Raw genomic sequence first — 19,900 nt, forward strand, 5'->3', positions numbered from 1 at the left:
GAAGCCCGGTCGGCTGGCCGCTCCCGGCACTACATGAGGAAAAAATATGTTCGGTCTGCTCGCTTTGCTGACGGCCTCGATATTCTTCGGCGCCGCCATCTACATCAACTTGGCTGAACAGCCGGCAAGGCTTCGGCTCGACAACCGCGCAGCGCTGACGCAATGGGTCCCGGCCTACCGTCGCGGTTTCCAGATGCAGGCCTCGCTCGCGATCATCTCGGGCCTGCTTGGTCTTGCCGCCTGGTGGCAGAGCGGCAATGGGCTCTGGGGCTTCGGGGCAGCAGTCATTCTCCTGAACTGGCCCTTTACGATCCTCTTGATCATGCCGATCAACCGGCGCCTGGAGGCAACGCGGCCAGAGGAAGTCAACGAGGAAACCCGCGGGCTTCTCGTTCACTGGGGCAGGCTGCACGCCGGCAGGAGCGCGTTCGGCGCTATCGCCATGCTGGTCTACCTCCTCGCCGTCTGGCTGGAGCTTCGGGGTTAGAGCGTTTCATCTTTAAACGGAAGCGATTCTGTTGGCTCAAAACGGCGGTTCCACACGAAGGATGGCGCAGAGCGATGCGGACCCATCGGTCAAGCCATCCGACACAGTGGACCGCCGTTTTCAGCCAACCCGAAGGGCCGGATGAATTTCGGCCATTACCGGCGGCGTCCGTCTCGACCGCAGCTTCTGCTGCGCTCTTCGCCAGCCGACTTGGTTCTGGCCGAAATTCCTTCCGGCAGAATGCTTCCGTTTAAAGATGAAGCGCTCTAGCGCATCCCGCTTTCAAGCGGAGCCATGGAAGGCCGGCAGCTGCCCTATAGCCAGAGTGCTGGAGCATCCTTGGGCCGGCAGCGCCACGCGAGCCGCCGTTACTTCGCTTCAAGCGCGGCGGCGGCCTCCATTTCCTCGTGGAGCTTGCGCTCCTCGTCCGCATGCGGCTTGGTGAGCCCGGCAATGACGAGATAGGCGACGGGCGTCAGGTAAAGCGTCACAACCACCGCAAGGCCGAGACCGCCGACCAGCACCCAGCCGAGCGCAATGCGCGCTTCCGCCCCCGCACCGCTTGCCATCACCAACGGCACCGCGCCGACGATGGTGGCGATCATTGTCATCATCACCGGCCTGAGGCGGATGTTGGCAGCATTCTCGATCGCGGTTCGCACATCCTGGCCACGGTCGCGCAGCTGGTTGGCGAATTCGACAATGAGAATGCCGTTCTTCGCCATGATGCCGACGAGCATCACCAGGCCGATCTGGCTGTAGATGTTGAGCGTATTGCCGGTGAGGATCATCGCAAAGACCGCGCAGGCGAGCCCCAGCGGCACCGTCGCCATGATGATCAGGCCGCTGACGAAGCTTTCGAACTGTGCGGCCAGCACCAGGAAGATGATGACGAGGGCAAAGCCGAAGGTGACGATGAGACCGTTGGCGTTCTCGTTGAGGGTCGCAGCTTCGGCGAGCGGCATGATGCGCGAGCCCGGCGGCAACAGCGGTTCCGCCATCTGCTCGACCATGGTCAAGGCTTCGCCGAGCGCGAGGTCAGACTTCAGCCCCGCCGACAGCGACACGGCGCGAAGCTGCGATTCCCGCGACAGCTGCGGCGCCACGGCCGTTTCCTCGACGCTGGCAATCGTCGACATCGGCACGATCTTGCCGTCGCCGGCCTTCAGGAAGATGTTCTGCAGGTCGGTCGGGTCATTGACTGGATTGGTCGAGGACAGAAGCTTGACCGGGTAAGATTCGCCGTCGACGAAGACATCGACGACGCTGTTGCCGTCGAGCATCGCCTGCAACGCCCAGGCCAGGCCACCGATATCGACGCCCATGTCGGATGCGCGCTCGCGGTCGATGGTGATCGAAAGCTGCGCCTGGTTGGCCTCGTAGTTCAGCCGCACGTTCTCGAAGCGACCGCTGTCTTCCATCTGGCGCACGAGCTTTGCGGCGGCATCGCCAAGCTTGGTGTAGTCGTTTCCGACCAGCGCCACCTGCAGGCCGCTGCCGGCGCCGCGAATGCCAAGGCTGTTGGGCTGCATCGCAAACACCCGCACCGAGGGAATGCGCGCGGTCACCTTGTTGATCTCCGCGACGATCTGCTGCTGGCTGCGTTCGCGTTCGCCCCAGGGCGCCAGCGTCAGCACCATGAAGCCGCTATTGGCCGAGCCGCCCTGGCCGGAGATCGAGAAGATGTTGTCGATCTCGCCGGATTTGACCAGCGGCTGCAACCCGTCCTCGATCCGGCGCATCTGCGCCTGCGCGTATTCGAGCGACACCCCCTGCGGCGCGTTGATGCGCATCATCACCTGCGAGCGGTCCTCGCTCGGCGTCAGCTCCGATTTCAGCGTCATGAAGCCGATACCGCCCATGGCCGTGAAGAAGGCGGCAACGACGAAGACGATCAGTGGCGCATTGAGGCAGCCGCGCAGGGTGACGCGATAGAATTTGGACGCACGCGCGCCGAAACGGCGCATCGGCCCGGGTTTGGAATGGTTCTCCTGCGTCAGCATGCGCGATGCCAGCATCGGGCAGAGCGTCAGCGACACGAAGGATGACAAGAGGATCGAGAAAGCGAGCACGAAGCCGAACTCGCGGAAAAGACCGCCGGTCTGCCCCGGAAGAAACGACAGCGGAATGAACACAGCGGCAAGCGTCGCCGTCGTCGCCAGCACCGCGAAGAACACTTCGAGCGTGCCGTGCACGGCCGCGGCCCTCGGGCCCAGCCCCTCAGCCCGTCGCCGCACGATGTTTTCCAGGACCACGATCGCGTCGTCGACCACAAGACCTGTCGCAAGCACGATGGCGAGCAGCGTCAGGATGTTGATCGAGAAGCCGGCCATGTAGATCGCCGCTACGGTACCGATCAGCGCAATAGGCATGGTGATCGTCGGGATCAGCGTCGCCCGCCAGTCGAGCAGGAACATGTAGATGACGAGTGTGACGATGAAGATCGCCACGACCAGCGCGATTTCCACCTCGTGGATGGCGCCGTTGATGAACACCGCATCGTCGCTGGTGATCCTGAGCTGCGTGCCCTCGGGAAGGATTTCCGTCTGGATCGTCTCGACAACCTTGCGCACGCCTTCCGAAATATCGACAGTGTTGGACTGTGCCTGGCGGATGATGCCAAGGCCGATGCCCTGGCGACCGTTGGAGCGCAGCGCCGTTGAGCCGGTATCAGGCCCGAGCGTCACCGTGCCGATATCGCGCAGCCGGACATTGTTGACAAGGATCAGGTTTTCGAACTGCTCCGGCGTCTGCAGGTCGGCGGTGGCGCGCACCGAAATGTCCTGGCTGGCGCTCGTCAGCTTGCCGGCCGGCACGTCATAGGAGGCGTTGGCAAGCGCCGTCCTGAGGTTTGCCACCGTCACCCCGCGCCCGGCGAGCTTGGCCTGGTCGAGGTCGATGCGGAAGATCTTTTCCTGGTCGCCGTAAACGGCGACGTCGGCGACACCCTCGACAGCGGCGAGCCGGTCGCTGATCTCGTTTTCGACCAGCAGCGTCATGTCTTCCATCGACATGGTGTCGGAGGTCAGCGCCAGGCGCATGATCGGCTGGCTATCGGCATCCGCCTTGACGATGCTCGGCTCGTCGACATCTTCCGGCAACTGGTTGCGCACGCGGCCGAGCGCATCGCGAATGTCGTTCGCCGCCTGGCCGATATCGGTGGTGTCGGAGAATTGCAGCGTCACCCGGCTGCGGCCGAAGGACGATGTCGAGGAAATGTCCTTGATGCCCTGAACGCGCGAGACGGCGCCCTCGACCACCGAGGTCACCTCGCGGTCCATCGTTTCGGGCGCAGCACCATCGAGTGTCGTCGTGACCGATATGACCGGCTGGTCGACCTGTGGCAGCTCGCGGATTTCGATGCCGTTCCAGGCCGCAAGGCCGGCAACGACGATCAACGTATTGACCACCAGCGCGAAGATCGGCCGGCGAATGAAAAGGGCGGTGAAGCCGGTCTTGCCGGCCTCGCGGGCGGTTTGGTGTCCCGGTTCCTTGGCGTCGCTCACTTCACGTCCTCCGCGACCTTCTGCGCGGTATCGCGGCGCTCGCGCCCGGCGATGCGGACTTCGCCGCCATCGCGCAGCCGCTGCACGCCTTCGGTGACGACTTCGTCGCCTTCGCTCAAGGCCGCATCGACCAGCACCTTGTCCGGGTTGCGCTGGATGATCTTGACTGGAACACGCTCGCTCTTGTCGGCGCTCACGCGCCAGACATAGGAGCCGTCGGAGCTCCACTGAATGGCGAGCGGATCGACGGTCGGATAGGTGTCGCCATCGAAGGCCATCGTTACCGAGAAGGACATGCCCGCCCGCAATGTGTCGTCAGGGTTTTCCAGACGTGCCCGCACCCGCAACGTGCGGCTTGCCTGGTCCAGTCGGTTGTCGATGGCATGGATGACGCCGTCGAGCTGGCTGCCCGGCTGGGCGATGGCATGCGCCGTCACAGGCTGGCCGACGACGATCTTGTTGGCAAAACGCTCCGGTACCCAGAAGTCGACGAGGATCTCCGAACGGTCGTCGACGACGGCAATCGGCGTCGTCGTGGTGACGTAGTCGCCGACATTGACCGTGATGATGCCGACGACGCCCTTCGACGGCGCGACGATATCGCGGCGCTTCAAATCGAGCTCGGCTGTCTTGAGTGCCAGTTCGGCGGTCTGCATGGCGATTTCGGCGTCGCGCACTTCGACGGCCGTCACCGCGCGCGCGGTGCTGAGGTTGCGGTAGCGTTCCACCTTTTCCTTTGCGCTGTCGCGCGTCAGACGCGCCTGGTCGGCGGCAATCTTCTGGTCGTCGCTGTCGAGCTTGGCGATCACCTGGCCCTCAGCCACCCTGTCGCCGGAACGCACGAGAATTTCGGTGAGATTGCCGGTGGCCGTCGGTGTCACGGTGACGGAGTGGATCGCCTCGCCATTGCCGATAGCGTTCAGCCGGTCGTTGACGACGGCCGTTGCCGACGGACGCACCATGACGAGAACGGCATCATTGCCGCCCTGCCTGCGTGCGCCGCCACCCTGGCCGCCCTCGCCGCCAGCACCGCCGTCCTGCTTGGAGAGAGCATCGATCAACGGGTGCGAAACACCGATCGCCGCCAGCGTTTCGCCTGCCCCGGGCACGAACCGCACCCAGACGCCGGCACCCACCAAAAGCACAACGGCGCTGACCGCCAGCTGTTTCCAAACCCGCATTCATGTCTCCAAATATGCAAAACACGCTCCAGCGCGGCACGCACCGGCGGAACGTTCCGATTTGCCCCAAGTATCGTTGTTCGGACCTTTGGGGGCAACGACGGAATGCCATCATTACGCAATTGTAATAAAAGCGAATTTGTTGGCGGTATGATGTCATCCGGACCATCATCGCACCAGCAGCAGCGATATCGTATCATTCCCTAGGAAAACACTAGACAATCACCGTTTACAGTCACGGCGACTGAGGTATCCTGCAACCGCCGGCAGCCATTGCCATCAGGTTTCGACCGGTTCTTGAGAGGGGAGCAAAGTCATGTGCGATGCGTGTGTCATGGAATCCGTAAAGCAGAAAATGTTGTCCCGCCGCAGCTTCTTTAAAGCTGCAGCCGTCGGAACGGCGGGCATCGCAGCGGCAAGTGCGGGCATCGCGCCGCCGGCGCTGGCCCAGGGACATGCCAGCGTTACCGACCTCACCCACGAACTCTACGAGGAGTTCCCGACCTTCTTCGGCCAGCAGCAGTTCTTCCGCGAGGAGAAATTCAACTACGCCAAGGACAAGTTCAACATGTTCGAGCTCCGGGTGAACGAGCACACCGGCACCCATGTCGACGCGCCGCTGCATTTCTCCGCCGACGGCCTGTCCGTGGCCGAACTGCCGGTCGAGAAGCTGGTCGTGCCGCTCGCAGTCATCGACATCCGCCAGAAGGCCTCTGCCGACGCCGATGCCCAAGTGACGCCCGACGACATCAAGGCCTGGGTCGCCGCCAATGGCGACATTCCTGAAAACGCCTGCGTCGCCATGCTCTCGGGCTGGGGCGCGCATCTCGGCACCGACAAGTTCCGCAACGCCGATGCCGACGGCAAGCTCCATTTCCCCGGCTTCCACGTCGAGGCGGCAAAGTATCTGCTGGAAGAGACCAAGGCCGCCGGCATTGCCGTCGACACGCTGTCGCTCGACCACGGCCCCTCGCCCGATTTCGCCACCCACTATGCCTGGCTGCCGGAAGGCCGTTGGGGGCTGGAGGCGGCCGCCAACCTCGACAAGGTGCCGGCCAAGGGCGCGACCCTGGTGCTCGGCGCGCCGAAGCATCGGGGCGGCACCGGCGGCCCTGCGCGCGTGTTTGCGCTCATCTGAACCCGTTTTCCTACCGATCCGGCGGCACGCGCCGCCGGACAATGACCCGGAGACATCATGAGCACCATTACCCCACCCGCCGATCCGGAATCCGACCCGCGCGTCAAGGCCGTGTTCGACGACATCCGCACCACCCGCAAATCGGACTTCATCAACAACATGTGGCTGTGGCTCGCCTTCGATCCGGATCTGTTGGAGCAGACCTGGCGCGACGTCAAGGCAGTGATGGCAACGCCCTCGGCCCTCGATCCGCTGGTCAAGGAAATGCTCTACATCGCCGTTTCCGTCAGTAATGGCTGCGGCTACTGCGCCCATTCCCATACGGCGGCAGCGAAGGCCAAGGGCATGACCGATGCTGAGCATGCCGATCTCTTGCGCGTGATCTCGCTTGCCGCCAGAACCAACCAGTTGGCGACCGCCTTGCAGGTGCCGGTGGACGCCGCCTTCGACAGGACGGCCTGACGACGGCTCGCAGTCGAACTTGATGGAGGATAAGCGGCTTCGAAATCGCCTGTCTTTCCACAGGCTTGGTGCGGCTGGCGCAGAAAACGGAATAAAAGAAGAACATCCTTTCTGGCCTTTCGCCTCCGAATCACTACATTGAGCCGCATGATGAGTGGTTTCGACGACATACCCTTCTTCGACGAAGAGCCGGCCCCGCGTAAGCCGCAGCCGCCGGCAACGGGCGGCATCGCCGCGCGCGCCATGGCAGCGCGCGACCGGCAGCAGCGCCCGGATTATCTCTCCGGCCTCAACCCGGAGCAGGCCGAAGCGGTGGAATCGCTCGACGGCCCGGTGCTTGTTCTGGCTGGCGCCGGCACGGGCAAGACCCGAGTGCTCACCACCCGCATCGCGCATATTCTCTCCACCGGCCGCGCCTTCCCCTCGCAGATCCTGTCGGTGACCTTCACCAACAAGGCTGCGCGCGAGATGAAGGAACGCATCGGCGTGCTCGTCGGCCATGCGGTCGAGGGCATGCCCTGGCTCGGCACCTTCCACTCGATCGGCGTCAAGCTTCTGCGCCGCCACGCCGAACTCGTGGGCCTGCGCTCCGATTTCACCATCCTCGACACCGACGACGTCATCCGGTTGATCAGGCAGATCATTCAGGCCGAAGGTCTCGACGACAAGCGCTGGCCGGCCAAGCAGTTCGCCGGCATGATCGACGGCTGGAAGAACAAGGGGCTCGACCCCGCGCAGATCCCCGAGGGTGATGCCCGCGCCTTTGCCAACGGCAAGGGCCGCGAGCTTTACGCCGCTTACCAGAACCGCCTGCGCACGCTGAACGCCTGCGACTTCGGAGACCTGCTGCTACATCCGATCCGCATGTTCCGCAGCAATCCGGATGTGCTGAAGGAGTATCACGACAAGTTCCGCTACATCCTCGTCGACGAGTATCAGGACACCAACACCGCACAGTACATGTGGCTGCGGCTCCTGGCGCAGCGCCCCAAGGGCGTGCCGCAGAACGTCTGCTGCGTCGGCGACGACGACCAGTCGATCTATGGCTGGCGCGGCGCGGAAGTGGACAATATCCTGCGCTTCGAGAAGGATTTCCCGGGCGCCAAGGTGATCAAACTCGAGCGCAACTACCGCTCGACCGAGCATATTCTCGGCGCCGCCGCCCATCTGATCGCCCATAACGAGGGGCGGCTCGGCAAGACGCTGTTCACCGAACGCACCGACCCGGATGACGAGAAGGTACAGGTGCACGCGGCTTGGGATTCCGAAGAGGAAGCCCGCGCCGTCGGCGAGGAAATCGAGCAGCTGCAGCGCAAGAGCCACAAGCTCAACGACATGGCGATCCTGGTGCGCGCCTCGTTCCAGATGCGCGAGTTTGAAGACCGCTTCGTCACGCTCGGCCTCAACTACCGCGTCATCGGCGGCCCGCGCTTTTATGAGCGGCTCGAGATCCGCGACGCCATGGCCTATTTCCGGCTCGTCTGCCAGCCGGCCGACGATCTCGCCTTCGAACGCATCGTCAACACGCCGAAACGCGGCCTTGGCGACACCACCATCCGCACCCTGCACGACTATGCCCGCGCCCGCGACATTCCCATGCTGGCGGCGGCAACCGATATCATCGAGACCGACGAGCTGAAGCCGAAGGCCCGAAAAGGCCTGTTCGACGTCGTTGCCGATTTCCGCCGCTGGCAGGGCCTGCTCGAAACCACCCCTCATACCGAACTTGCCGAGCAGATCCTCGACGAGAGCGGCTATACCGCGATGTGGCAGAACGACAAATCGGCCGAAGCGCCGGGGCGGCTGGAAAACCTGAAGGAACTCATCCGCTCGATGGAAGCCTTCGAGAGCCTGCGTGGCTTCCTCGAACACGTCTCGCTGGTGATGGACGCCGAGCAGAACGAAAACCTCGATGCCGTCTCGATCATGACGCTGCATTCGGCCAAGGGGCTGGAATTCGACACCGTATTCCTGCCCGGCTGGGAGGAAGGCCTGTTTCCGCACCAGCGCGCGCTGGACGAAGGCGGCCGCTCCGGCCTCGAGGAAGAACGGCGCCTTGCCTATGTCGGCATCACCCGGGCAAAGCACCGCTGCCACATCTGGTTCGTCTCCAACCGCCGCATCCATGGCCTGTGGCAATCCACCCTGCCCTCACGCTTCCTCGACGAACTGCCGATCACCCATGTCGACGTCGCCGAGAGCGAGCAATCCTATGGCGGGTACGGCCGCGGCGGCTACGGCCAGTCGCGCTTCGACAAGGCCGACCCGTTCCAGAACAACTACTCGACCCCCGGCTGGAAGCGCGCCCAGCAGAACCGTTCGGATGCGACGCGCGACAACTGGGGCTCACGCTCCGGCCACGCCGTCGAACGCATCGGCTACGGCGAAAGCGGCCCGCGCAGCCGCACCATCGACGGCGAACTGGTGGCAAAATCGACCAGCACCGAGCCCTCGCGCTTCACCGTCGGCGACCGCGTCTTCCACATGAAGTTCGGCAACGGCAACATCTCGGCGATCGAAGGCAACAAGCTGACGATCGACTTCGACAAGGCCGGGCAGAAGCGCGTGCTGGATGGGTTCGTCGAGAAGGTTTGAAACAAGGCAAAAGACCTTGTCAAAGCTCAGCCACGGCGCTACTAGACCAACATAAAGTTGTGAGAGCCACATGAAATCAGTTGCATTCTTTAATAACAAAGGCGGCGTTGGGAAAACAACGTTGCTATGTAATGTGGCGGCCTTCCTGGCTATTCATCGAAACATGAAAATTTGCGTTATCGACGCAGACCCTCAGTGTAATGCCACACAATACTTCTTTGATGAAAGTGTAATCGAAGAGATATACGGAAACGGTAGTGGCACTATGACAATCCACAAGTTCATAGAGCCAATTTCTCTCGGAGAAGGATATTCTACTGAGTTTGAGGTAATGAGGTCGCCAAAATTCTTGGTTGATGTTGTTCCGGGTGATCCAAGATTGGCACTTACGGAAGATTTGCTGGCTAAGGATTGGGGGGATGCAAAAGGCGGCGGCATCAGAGGGATCAAGACAAATTTGGTGTTCACAGAATTACTGACGCGGCTCGACAAATATGATTATGTATTTTTTGATGTATCTCCTTCACTAGGCGCGTTAAATAGATCAATTTTGCTTAGCGCCGACTATTTTATCAGCCCAATGTCGATCGACATTTTCGCATTGAAAGCATTTGAAAATATCTCCGACTGGATCAAAGATTGGTCGATTGATTGGATTAGAGGACTGGAAAACGTCAAAGACAAAAGTAAGCTACCGAATTTTGAGACTGGGAAGGCGTTATTTATTGGCTATGTAACTCAGCAATACATGGCCAAACGCGACAGCACTGGCACAAGGAGGCCAGTGCTGGCGTATGAAACAATCCGGGCGAGGATTGATAAGGTCATTGAGGACCATCTGCTTGAGAATGGATATCCGCAAAATCCGTTTGAAATTGGTACTGTCCCAAACTTGTTCAGTTTGATCCCAATGTCTCAGAATACAAACACGCCAGTTTTCGAACTAACAAGTAGTGACGGGGTCGTAGGCGCTCATTTCGCCAAAGTCAAAGATGCACGAGAGATATTCGAATCCGTTGCGGATGAGTTGACCAGAAGAATTCAATGATTGATTGGCCCAACCCTTTAATAAACGACTTGGCTCGCCGTCGCGCAATAATTGTTATTGGTTCAGGTGTTTCTCGTCATTCCGTGGGCAATAATGGTGCCCGTCCGCCAACGTGGCGCAATTTCTTAGAGATGGCGCTAGCTGAGTGCCCTGTTGCAACTCCACCTCATATTCAGAGTGCAATCGATGCAGGCGATCTTCTGCATGCGTGCGAATGGTTGAAAAACCGTTACGATGAGCAATGGAATGCTTATTTGCGCAGCAAGTTTCAAGCACCTCAATTTATCCCAGGTGAGATCCATCAGACAATCATTAAGCTTGACGGACGGATCGTTTTTTCTTTAAATTTCGACGATATATATGAGCGAGCGGCAAACTCCATTCAGAATGGATCACATATTGTCAAGCATTACTATGATAACGACATGGCGGAGTTTCTTCGTGGCAACAGTCGCTATATCGTAAAAGTCCACGGATCATTGAATTCTCCAGATAGGCTAATATTTACACAAAGTGACTACGCCAAAGCGAGAATGCAGCACTCGTCGTTCTACCAAGCGTTCGACGCAGCATTGCTGACACATTCTTTGATATTTATAGGGACGGGATATTCTGATCCTGATGTAAATCTGATACTAGAGAACCAAAACTTTAGCTTCCCGAGTAGCCAGCCGCATTACTTTCTAACTAGTGAAAACCAGACGACAGATCTAAAAAATTCTCTTCGAAAGAATAGAAACTTAAAAGTTGTAGAGTATGATCCTATAGACGCCGATCACAGCGGCCTCGTGTCAGAACTCAAAAACTTGGCTGACCTTGTCGAGGATGAAAGACAGCACCTGACGCAAAGCGTGAACTGGTAATCTCTCAAAACAGCTCTGTGACCCACTGAACGCCTGAATGCAAAGGCGCGATCGAAAAGACTGCATGCTGTCGCGTTAGTAGCGTATGGCGACAAACCAAGTGCGGCGAGCCGCATAATAGCAATTTTCGGTGATCCCAGAGACCGCCACGTTGCTCCGTGAAACGACCTGGCGGTAGCGATTAACTGATACTTCTACCAACGTCAGTTGCGTCTGATTTAGAAGTTTCCGGGCCTACAGATGCTCCACGCGCAACCGTCCGCCCCAGCGGTCGTTGAGGTATTCGCAGACGAGCGTGCGGTGGCAGCGGTGCGGCTTGTCCTCGGCGCAGAGCAGGCAGGCGCCCTGTAGTGCCTCCGGCTGCACCTGCTGCTCGATCTTGCGCTCGGCCATCAAATCCAGAAAGTCCCGAGAAAAGGTCTTCCAGTCGCCCTTGTCGGTCTTGTAGGCCTTCATGATTGCTTCGGTCGGTGCGAAAAGCGGCTGGTGCACGTAATCGATGCCGCCGATCCGCTTCAGGAAGAAGGCAAGATCAGCGGCCTTGGCAAAGCCGGCGAGCTGCGAGGTGTTGTGCAGCCTGACATCGACGATCGTCTTGACGCCGGCCTTCTGCAGCCGATCGAAGAAATCTTCGGCCGACGATTTCGTGAAGCCGATCGTCGAAACCTGCACGTTGCCCATGGCGCTCCCCCTGTCCGCGACCCCAGCCCGGCTGAAGCCTAGACCATCTTGCGGTAGACGAGAAAGCCCGACTTCTCCGCCACCTTGTCATAGAGCTTCATCGCCGTCTCGTTGGTCTCGTGCGTCTGCCAGTAAACCCGCGTCGATCCGGCCTGGCGAGCAGCCTCGTAGACGCCTTCGATCAGCGCTGCGCCGACACCCTTGCCGCGCGCAGCCTCGCTGGTGAACAGATCCTGGAGATAGCAGTTCGGGCCGATCGCCGTCGTGTTGCGGTGAAAGAGATAATGGGTGAGCCCAACGAGCCGCCCATGACTTTCAGCCACCAGCGCATGCACCGGCTCATAGCCGTCAAAGAAGCGCGACCAGGTCATCGCGGTAATCGCCGGGTCCAGCGCCGTTGCGCCGGAGCGGCCATAGAAGGCGTTATAGCCATCCCAGAGCGGCAGCCATTGCTCGTAATCATCGCGGGCAATCGGGCGGATGCGAAGTGCGTCGGTCATGTCGGTTCCTGTTTTTGGTTGAGCACGGGCCTTTGCCCGACAGCATCTGCGAATTGTGCGCGCAGCGCATCTTTGAGACTGACTTTTCCCCTGCAATTTGAAAACATTAGGCGCGACTGATGTTGTCGCGAACTGCCTGTCTCAACGATCAGGTGGCGACATGCCTTGGGCAAGCACGATAGGTGGATTGGCGGAACCGAGCCTGAGTGAACCGTGCGCGGCAGACCGACCGGAACCGGTCCGCTAACAGCGCATCTTCATGCCGGACACCGGTCTTTGCGGGCAGAGGCCGTCAGGCGACACGCCGGCCCGTTGACGACCCCCTTGCCATCTGCCCGATGATCTCGTCGACGCCGGTCAGGATCGCGTCGCCCATGAAGGCGATGTTGTCCATCGACCGTTCGCCGGCCTCGTGATGCCCGGCGCCGCAGGCGTCGCGGATGACGATGGGCACGAGCCCGAGATCGGCGCCATGACGCACCGTCGGGTCGATGCCGATTTCCGTAGCAATGCCGCAGATGGCAAACGACGTCAGCCCGAGATCGCGCAGGATGATGGCAAGCGGCGTGCCCTCGAAGGCGGAAAACGTGATCTTGTCGAGGATCGCCTCATCCTCGCGTGGCGCCAGTTCCGGCACCAGCTCGAAGCCGGGCGTGTTGCGCAGGAACCAGGGCCTGACCGCATCCGGATCGTCCGTGCGCTGCCAGGCCATCGCCTGGCGCATCTGGAACGCGCCCATCAGCGGCTTCGGCATCGACAGGTGCCTGAGGAAGATGACGGGATAGCCGCCGGCGCGCGCCGCCTCCAGCACCTTCAGCACCTCGGCCAGGATCGCCGGACCATTCTTGACCTGGTTGGTGATCCCCACCTGCATGTCATAGACGACAAGCGCCATCCGCTCCGGCCGGCAAAAATCGGCAAGCGTTTTCCCAATGTCCCGTGAAACTACCATCATTCCCCTCTTTCGGCCCACCTCCTCAGGCGGCCGTCCCCCACGCTTCAATCAAGCACTGGGAATGTGGCGCGGCGGTTGCAAGGTTTCAATACGGTCCGGATCTGAGGACGGCGGCGGCACCACCGTCTCAAGCGCCCTCACCTTCGCCGTGCCTCGCCTTGCGGAGCAAGGCCATGACTTCCGCATCCGAGGTCTGCTCGAAGTCGCGATAGTGCAGACCGACGGCGCGGAAGAAGGCTGGCGTCGAAAGACAGACGATGGCCTCGACCGACGGGCGCAGGCTTGCGATTGCGCTCGCCGGCGCGACCGGAACCGCCAGCAGCAGGCTGCGCACATCGGCGCGGCGCAGCGCCTGGATCGCCGCGCGGATCGTGCCGCCGGTCGCGATGCCGTCATCGACGAGCACCACGTTGCGCCCCTTTGGCGACAGTGGCTCGCGGTCGCCGAGATAGAGTACCCGCCGCCGTGCGATTTCGGCACGTTGTCGTTCGGCTTCGGCGGCGATGTAGCCGCGTGCCGGCCGGACGAGGCGCACCGCCTCGCGGTTCAGAACCAGCTCCGCCTCCTCGCCATCGACCAGGGCGCCAAGGCCGAACTCCTGGTGTCCGGGCGCGCCGATCTTGCGCACGATCAGCACTTCAAGCGGTGCGTCGAGGTGCAGGGCGATCTCGAAGGCAACCGGCACGCCGCCACGCGGCAACGCCATCACCAGGGGAGCCGACGGGACGGAGGCTGCCACCGCCAGCGCCAGCCGACGGCCGGCATCGGCCCTGTCTTCGAAGAACACCGGTCCCGTGAACATATCGCCTCTCCCGGCCGGCAAAAGGCCGCTTGAACCGTCCCGTGCAAGGTCGTAACCGGCAAAACAACGCACCGTCCGTCAGTTGTCACGCGGCGTCGGTGGACAACCGTTCCAATCACGGCAATCGCTAAAATTGCAGCGATTTTCGCCGGATTTCATTAAGGCGCCAAAGCTACCAATTGACCCTGCATATCTGACTTTGCCGCAAGCCGCCTTCCTCGATTTTAGCACGACAGGCCGTTTCGAAATGAGCTTTCTTCCTGCCTTATCGATCATCTCCCTTTTGGTGATGCTGCCGGTTCTGCTGTCGCTGCGGAAAGGCGCGACGCCAGGGGCTGCGGAGTTCGCTTCAGGCTGTGTAACCACGGCTGTGGCCATGGCGTTGGTGATGGTATCCGGGCTTCCGTCGCTCCAGCCGCTGGCGTTGGTCGGCTATGCATTCCTTGCCATCGCCTGTCTTTTCGTGCTCGCCGGCTTCCGGGCGTTCTTCGCGCTGCCCAGCTGGTGGCCGGCAATCCTGTCGCTCGGTACGACCTTGGCTGCCACCGTTTCGGTTCTGGCCGCATCAGGCTCGCACAGTTTCGCGGCTCGGGCGCTGATCGCGCTCGGCATAGCGGCTGCCGTGTTCGTGATCGCCTCCATTTCCGTCCTGAGATTGCGCACCGCCAGCGACCCGACGGCACGCCGAGCGATCATCATCGGCAGTGCGGTTGCCGGTGTAACGCTTCTGCATACCGCTGCACATTTGCCAGCTGCCACCGTCGACCAGACAGGCCCGGTCGCCGAGGTCGCCTGGAATTTCGCGCTGGCGTCCATGTGGCTGCTCTACATGCCGATCCTTTATCTCGGCGTCGTCCTCATGGCGCATGATCGCGTCATCGCCGAACTCAAGTCCACGATCGCCCGCGACGAGCTGACGGGAGCGCTGTCGCGACGCGCCTTTACCGACCTCGGCGAGCGCCTGCTCGCATCGTGCCTCGCCCGAACGCGCCCGGCCGCATTCCTGTTGCTGGACCTCGATTATTTCAAGCAGATCAACGACCGTTACGGCCATGCTGCCGGCGATGCGGCACTTGGTCACTTCGCCGGTATCGTCACCGCTTGCCTTGCCGGGCGCGGCACTTTCGGGCGCATCGGCGGCGAGGAGTTCGGCATCGTCCTGTCCGATCATACCGAAGGGGAAGCGTTTCTCCTGGCCGAGGAGATCGGGCGCACGGTCCGCGACACGCCGGTTGGCCGCTTTGGCCAACCGATCCGATTGACGGTCAGCATCGGGATTGCCAGTGCGAGCACCGGCGATACCATGACCGACGTGATGGTTCGGGCCGACATGGCGCTCTACGCTTCGAAGGCAGACGGTCGCGACCGCTGCACCATCGCAGGCCGGCTGCAGCCGGATGCGAGCGCCCGCGTGCTGGCCGCTGCCGCAGCCCAGCTTCGTGCTGCCGAAGCCTATTCGCTCACGCCGCAGTTGCTGCGCGATACCGGCTGAACCAGCCTGTCCTGTCAAAGCCTGAACCGCCAGGCCGCCTTGCAGTTTCATCTTGCATTGACCGCGGCAGAACCTATGTGAACGGTGCAATCCACCGGAGGAAATCCATGTCCCGTTCGTTCCGCATCTCGATGCTTGCCGGCCTTGCCGCCCTCGTGACGACCCTCGCCCACGCCGAAACCGTCGGCGAAGTCGGGGTCGACTGGCTCGGCAACGACATCATCGTCGACGCGGTCAGCGACCCCAAGGTCAAGGGCGTCACCTGCCACGTCACCTATTTCGATCGCGGCATCATCGACCGGCTGAAGAACGGCAACTGGTTTGAGGACCCTTCCAACAACTCGATCGCCTGCCGCCAGACTGGCCCGATCGAGATCGGCGACATCGAGCTGTCAAAGGAAGGCGAGGAAGTCTTCCGCTCCGGCCTGTCGCTGATCTGGAAAGACCTGCTCGTCACCCGGATTTACGACCGCAAGAACGACACGCTGATCTACCTTGCCCACTCGCGCGAACTGACCGACGGCTCGGCCAAGATGTCGATCACGACGATCCCGCTCTACGGACAGACCGTCAACTGGCAGGAAGGCAAGCCTGCGCCTTGATCGCGCGTCCCGCTGCCAACCCTTCAGACGATATTGGTTGAAAAACAGCCCCCCGAACCACGTTCCGGGGGGCTTTGTCACTGGCCAGTCCCCACAACTGGCCGAAAGTCTTCAATGTTCAGTACGAGTTAGGAGGGACGATACCCTGGTAGTATTCGCCGTCGCCACCTTGATATCTTTCAAAACTGGGCTGCTGGTAGATGACACGCGGCGGAGCGGTTCTGTAAATGCTGCCGGTCGACATGCGATCAACGGATCCGTTGTCATACATCATCCTCGGCTGCGCCGTTGTCGTGCGCGGCTTCATGGCATGGGCGTCGATACCCTGGTAGTAGCTGTCGGCAAATGCCGGAGCTGCAATACCGGCGACCGCCGTCGTTAGAACCAATACAGCAAGTGAGTTTCTCAGAGACGTTTTCATGACATAACTCCTATGTCGTTTGTCCTTGCACCACCCGGCCTCCGTTCGGGTACGAGCAAGAACGTACCATACACCCACTTGTTCCTCTGATGTAGTTGACGTTTCGCTCACATAATATCGTGCAACCGTGATGGACATTACGCGACTGTAACTTGACCGGTTTGCACGCCAAACGCGTCCGGCGCGGGGTCGGGTCAGCAAGCATCTGAAAGAGTGGAATTTTTCGCAGCCGAAACGGCGCGCGCAAGCGCAGTGCCGCGAGCGATGTCGCCGGAATGATCGGCTATTTCGAGGGAAACCGCTCGCCGTCGCCCAAGGTTCCGCGGAAAAAATAAACGAAAACGGCCCGGAACAATGCTCCGGGCCGTGGCGCAGAAAGATGCGACTGACTGCGATCAGGCCGCCTGGGCCAGCTCGTCAGCAATCACGGTGTCGAGATTGAGGAAGCAGACCATGGTCTTTTCGAGCGCCACGATGCCGCGGCAGAAGGCGCGCTGCGCTTCCGGAATGATTTCCGGTGCCGGCTGCAGATCTTCGCTCTTGATGGTCATCATGTCGGACACCTGCTCGACCAGCAGGCCGACCAGCTTGCCGGCGATATCGGTGACGATGATCGCCGAACGTTCAGACGGTTCGGTCATCTTCATGCCGAGACGGCAGGCCATGTCGATGACCGGGATCACTGCGCCGCGCAGGTTGATGAGACCGAGCACGTAGGGCGGCGTGTGCGGCATCGGCGTCACCGGCGCCCAGCCGCGGATTTCGCGGATCGCCATGATGTCGATGCAGAACTCCTGGTCGCCCAGATGGAACGAAACGATTTCGAGGTAGGCGCCGGACTGCTTGATAGCGTTGGACATGATCAGAATTCTTCCCAATTCTCACCGGAGGCCGAAGTCGATGGCACAGAGCCCGGTTGGTTGCCGAATGCGCCCGCAAGCTTGCCCATGAGGGCCTTGGCGGGGGATGGAGCTGGACGCGAGGTCGATTTTGCCGAGGCAAGGTTGCGCAGGGGCACGGCCCTGTCGGTGCCCCTGGGCACCAGCCTTGCAGATACCGGCGTCGATGCCGGCGACGCTGTCGTCTTCGTCTGAACGGGAGGCGGCGTTGCGGACTTCACGCCGGAGGTCGCCTGCGAAGGCGCGCTGGAGCGCATCGAAGCGTGAGCGGCGCGGCCTTCGTGGAACTGGCCGACGAGCTGCGTCAGCTTTTCCGCGTCCTGCGCCAGCGTGTGGCTGGAGGCGTTCGTCTGCTCGACCATCGCGGCGTTCTGCTGGGTCATCTGGTCGAGCTGGCCGACGGCCGTGCTGATTTCGTTGAGCCCGGTCGACTGCTCGCGCGCCGCCATGACGATGGAGCTCATGTGTTCGTTGATGCGGGCGACATCGACGCCGATGCGGCCGAGCGCTTCACCCGTCGCCTGCACCAGCCGGACACCGGTGCCGACCTCGTTGCCGGAGCGGCTGACGAGTGTCTTGATATCCTTCGCGGCACCGGCGGCGCGCTGCGCCAGTTCGCGCACTTCCTGTGCCACCACGGCAAAGCCCTTGCCGGCTTCCCCTGCCCGCGCCGCCTCGACGCCGGCGTTCAGCGCCAGCAGATTGGTCTGGAAGGCGATCTCGTCGATGACATTGATGATCTTGCCGATCTCTTTCGACGCATCCTCGATGCGGGCCATGGCGTCGATCGCCTCGCCGACGATCCGGCCGGATTCCTGCGCATTGGTGCGGGTGTCGTCGACCATGCGGCTCGCCTCTTCGGCGCGCTGTGTCGCCGTGCGCACGGTCACCGTGATCTCGTCGAGGGCTGCGGAGGTCTGCTCCAGCGAGGCTGCCTGCTTTTCGGTGCGGCGCGCCAGGTCATCGGCGGCGCTGCGCATCTGGCGACCGTTCGATTCGATCGAAAGGGCGTTTTCCTTGACGTTGAAGAGCACGTCGCGCAGGCGCTCGACCGTCTGGTTGAAGTTGCGGCGCAGCGTGTCGAGATTGCCGTCGAAGGGCCGGTCGATCGTCACGGCCAGATCGCCATCCGCAAGCTGCGTCAGCGCCAGGCCGAGGCTGTCTACGGCCGCCTGGATGCGGCGCACCGCTTCGTCGCGCTCGCCCTGCTGCTGCTCGCGCTCCTTCTCGATCTCGCGGCGGCTGGCCGCCGCATTCTGCTCGAGCGATTGTTTTTCGATGGCCGACACGCGGAAAAGATCGACCGAGCGGGCCATGACCCCGATCTCGTCACCGCGATCGAGCGCTTCGACCTTGGAGCCGAGCTCGCCCTTCTGGATGCGCTGCATGCTGTCGCGAAGCCCGAGGATACCGCGGCGAAGCGTCGAGCCGTGGAACCAGAGCAGGCCAAGCAAGGTCGCCATGGCGAGCAGGCCGGCGGCTGTCTGGAGCAGAAGCGCATCGGCCGAAACGGCGCGCGCTTCGTCGACCCGCGTCTGGACCAGATGGGTTGCAGCCTGAGAGAGCTGTGCCAGTGCAGCGCCCAGCCGTTCGCCGGCCCCGTCGATCGCGTCGTCGATCTTGCCGAATTCTTCCGTCGAGGCCTTGCCTTCGACCAGCGCCTTCAGGTCGACACCGATCGCCTGTCGAAGTTCTGCCAGATCCGCGTCGAAGGTGGAGAGCGCGTCGGCACGGCCAAGCAAAGTCGCCAGCGTCTTGATATCGGCCTTGCTCGCCTCCAACAGACCGAGCGTGGTCGCAATGCCGGCGGCACGTTCCGGATGCACGACGCCTTCGTCGCGGTCGACGATCGTATCCATGGCGTTGAGGACGAGGTTGGTGGTGGCGAGCCGCATCTCATCGACAGTGGTCAGGCCACGTTGCGCGGTGATCGCGCCGTTCAGCGCCTCGTTCGAGCGCATGTCTTCGTACCAGCCGACGCCAAGCACCGAGCCGAAGCCGACGAAGGCGGCACCGGCAAGCGTTGCGAGCCGCTGGCTGACGGAGAGGTTCTTCTTGAAAGGAGCAGACGTTGCGGTCATAGAGCAGTCCATGGTCACGGACCTGCCCAAAGCCAGGCGAAGTCCTCCGTTAAAATCGATGCGGAAAGCCGGGCTCGATCAAACCGGATGACGTCATGTCATGTAGAGGTGAAGCACTTCACCCGCGTTGTCGAAACACTGGCAAACAGACCTTAAGCATTCGCTAAGACGGGCACGCAAGTCTGGG

General features: G+C 61.6%; 17 protein-coding genes. 8 read left to right on the forward strand and 9 right to left on the reverse strand.

The annotated features are described in order from the left end of the window. Positions 1 to 46 precede the first annotated feature (46 nt). Complete coding sequence (locus tag AC1Q80_RS11385; protein WP_492360493.1) at positions 47 to 487, forward strand: anthrone oxygenase family protein; 441 nt, start codon at positions 47 to 49, stop codon at positions 485 to 487. A gap of 368 nt (positions 488 to 855) precedes the next feature. Here the strand turns inward: AC1Q80_RS11385 and AC1Q80_RS11390 are convergent, their stop codons facing one another. Together AC1Q80_RS11390 and AC1Q80_RS11395 are read right to left on the reverse strand one after the other, a co-directional pair. Continuing rightward, positions 856 to 3,993 carry an efflux RND transporter permease subunit gene (locus AC1Q80_RS11390; RefSeq protein WP_492360494.1) on the reverse strand — a complete coding sequence of 1,046 codons (3,138 nt, stop codon included), beginning with the start codon at positions 3,991 to 3,993 and terminating at the stop codon, positions 856 to 858. Further along, on the reverse strand, positions 3,990 to 5,174 hold the full coding sequence (locus AC1Q80_RS11395; protein ID WP_173420570.1) for an efflux RND transporter periplasmic adaptor subunit: 1,185 nt from the start codon (positions 5,172 to 5,174) through the stop codon (positions 3,990 to 3,992). The genes AC1Q80_RS11390 and AC1Q80_RS11395 overlap by 4 nt, the downstream gene beginning before the upstream one ends. Positions 5,175 to 5,490: 316 nt before the next feature. On the opposite strand from AC1Q80_RS11395, the gene AC1Q80_RS11400 reads away from it, so the two are divergent. The 5 genes from AC1Q80_RS11400 to AC1Q80_RS11420 all read left to right on the forward strand — a co-directional run bounded on the left by AC1Q80_RS11400 (position 5,491) and on the right by AC1Q80_RS11420 (position 11,280). Then, entirely contained in the window at positions 5,491 to 6,312 is an 822-nt protein-coding gene (locus AC1Q80_RS11400; RefSeq protein ID WP_209790735.1) for a cyclase family protein, read from the forward strand. A 57-nt stretch (positions 6,313 to 6,369) separates the two neighbouring features. After that, complete coding sequence (locus tag AC1Q80_RS11405; RefSeq protein WP_492360495.1) at positions 6,370 to 6,774, forward strand: carboxymuconolactone decarboxylase family protein; 405 nt, start codon at positions 6,370 to 6,372, stop codon at positions 6,772 to 6,774. Between the two features lie 147 nt (positions 6,775 to 6,921). Further along, a complete protein-coding gene (locus AC1Q80_RS11410) occupies positions 6,922 to 9,369 on the forward strand; it encodes an ATP-dependent helicase (protein ID WP_492360793.1) in 2,448 nt (815 codons plus the stop codon). A gap of 70 nt (positions 9,370 to 9,439) precedes the next feature. After that, positions 9,440 to 10,417: a ParA family protein gene (locus AC1Q80_RS11415; protein ID WP_492360496.1), complete on the forward strand. Its 978-nt coding sequence runs from the start codon at positions 9,440 to 9,442 to the stop codon at positions 10,415 to 10,417. Then, positions 10,414 to 11,280 carry an SIR2 family NAD-dependent protein deacylase gene (locus AC1Q80_RS11420; RefSeq protein WP_492360497.1) on the forward strand — a complete coding sequence of 289 codons (867 nt, stop codon included), beginning with the start codon at positions 10,414 to 10,416 and terminating at the stop codon, positions 11,278 to 11,280. The genes AC1Q80_RS11415 and AC1Q80_RS11420 overlap by 4 nt, the downstream gene beginning before the upstream one ends. A 234-nt stretch (positions 11,281 to 11,514) precedes the next feature. Here AC1Q80_RS11420 and AC1Q80_RS11425 read toward each other — a convergent pair whose 3' ends face one another. From AC1Q80_RS11425 to AC1Q80_RS11440, 4 genes are all read right to left on the reverse strand, one after another. After that, the gene (locus AC1Q80_RS11425) at positions 11,515 to 11,961 is read right to left on the reverse strand and encodes a DUF488 domain-containing protein (protein WP_492360498.1); all 447 of its coding nucleotides are present in this window, start codon (positions 11,959 to 11,961) and stop codon (positions 11,515 to 11,517) included. Positions 11,962 to 11,999: 38 nt separating this feature from the next. Continuing rightward, positions 12,000 to 12,461, reverse strand: a complete 462-nt coding sequence (locus AC1Q80_RS11430) for a GNAT family N-acetyltransferase (RefSeq protein WP_492360499.1) — start codon at positions 12,459 to 12,461, stop codon at positions 12,000 to 12,002. A gap of 292 nt (positions 12,462 to 12,753) precedes the next feature. After that, on the reverse strand, positions 12,754 to 13,416 hold the full coding sequence (locus AC1Q80_RS11435) for a cysteine hydrolase family protein (RefSeq protein ID WP_492360500.1): 663 nt from the start codon (positions 13,414 to 13,416) through the stop codon (positions 12,754 to 12,756). 127 nt (positions 13,417 to 13,543) lie between these two features. Further along, positions 13,544 to 14,218 carry a phosphoribosyltransferase gene (locus AC1Q80_RS11440; RefSeq protein ID WP_209790729.1) on the reverse strand — a complete coding sequence of 225 codons (675 nt, stop codon included), beginning with the start codon at positions 14,216 to 14,218 and terminating at the stop codon, positions 13,544 to 13,546. Positions 14,219 to 14,465: 247 nt separating this feature from the next. Between AC1Q80_RS11440 and AC1Q80_RS11445 the strand changes: the two genes are divergently transcribed. Together AC1Q80_RS11445 and AC1Q80_RS11450 are read left to right on the forward strand one after the other, a co-directional pair. Beyond that, complete coding sequence (locus tag AC1Q80_RS11445; protein WP_492360501.1) at positions 14,466 to 15,710, forward strand: GGDEF domain-containing protein; 1,245 nt, start codon at positions 14,466 to 14,468, stop codon at positions 15,708 to 15,710. Between the two features lie 107 nt (positions 15,711 to 15,817). Next, positions 15,818 to 16,312, forward strand: a complete 495-nt coding sequence (locus tag AC1Q80_RS11450; protein ID WP_492360502.1) for a CreA family protein — start codon at positions 15,818 to 15,820, stop codon at positions 16,310 to 16,312. Between the two features lie 118 nt (positions 16,313 to 16,430). Here the strand turns inward: AC1Q80_RS11450 and AC1Q80_RS11455 are convergent, their stop codons facing one another. From AC1Q80_RS11455 to AC1Q80_RS11465, 3 genes are all read right to left on the reverse strand, one after another. After that, positions 16,431 to 16,733 (reverse strand): hypothetical protein, encoded by a 303-nt coding sequence (locus AC1Q80_RS11455; protein WP_492360503.1) that lies wholly within the window; start codon positions 16,731 to 16,733, stop codon positions 16,431 to 16,433. A gap of 395 nt (positions 16,734 to 17,128) precedes the next feature. After that, entirely contained in the window at positions 17,129 to 17,593 is a 465-nt protein-coding gene (locus tag AC1Q80_RS11460; RefSeq protein ID WP_018326507.1) for a chemotaxis protein CheW, read from the reverse strand. Positions 17,594 to 17,595: 2 nt separating this feature from the next. Continuing rightward, positions 17,596 to 19,713 carry a methyl-accepting chemotaxis protein gene (locus tag AC1Q80_RS11465; protein WP_492360504.1) on the reverse strand — a complete coding sequence of 706 codons (2,118 nt, stop codon included), beginning with the start codon at positions 19,711 to 19,713 and terminating at the stop codon, positions 17,596 to 17,598. Positions 19,714 to 19,900 lie beyond the last annotated feature (187 nt).

Source organism: Ensifer sp. GW823-FHT05D09, assembly GCF_058795755.1.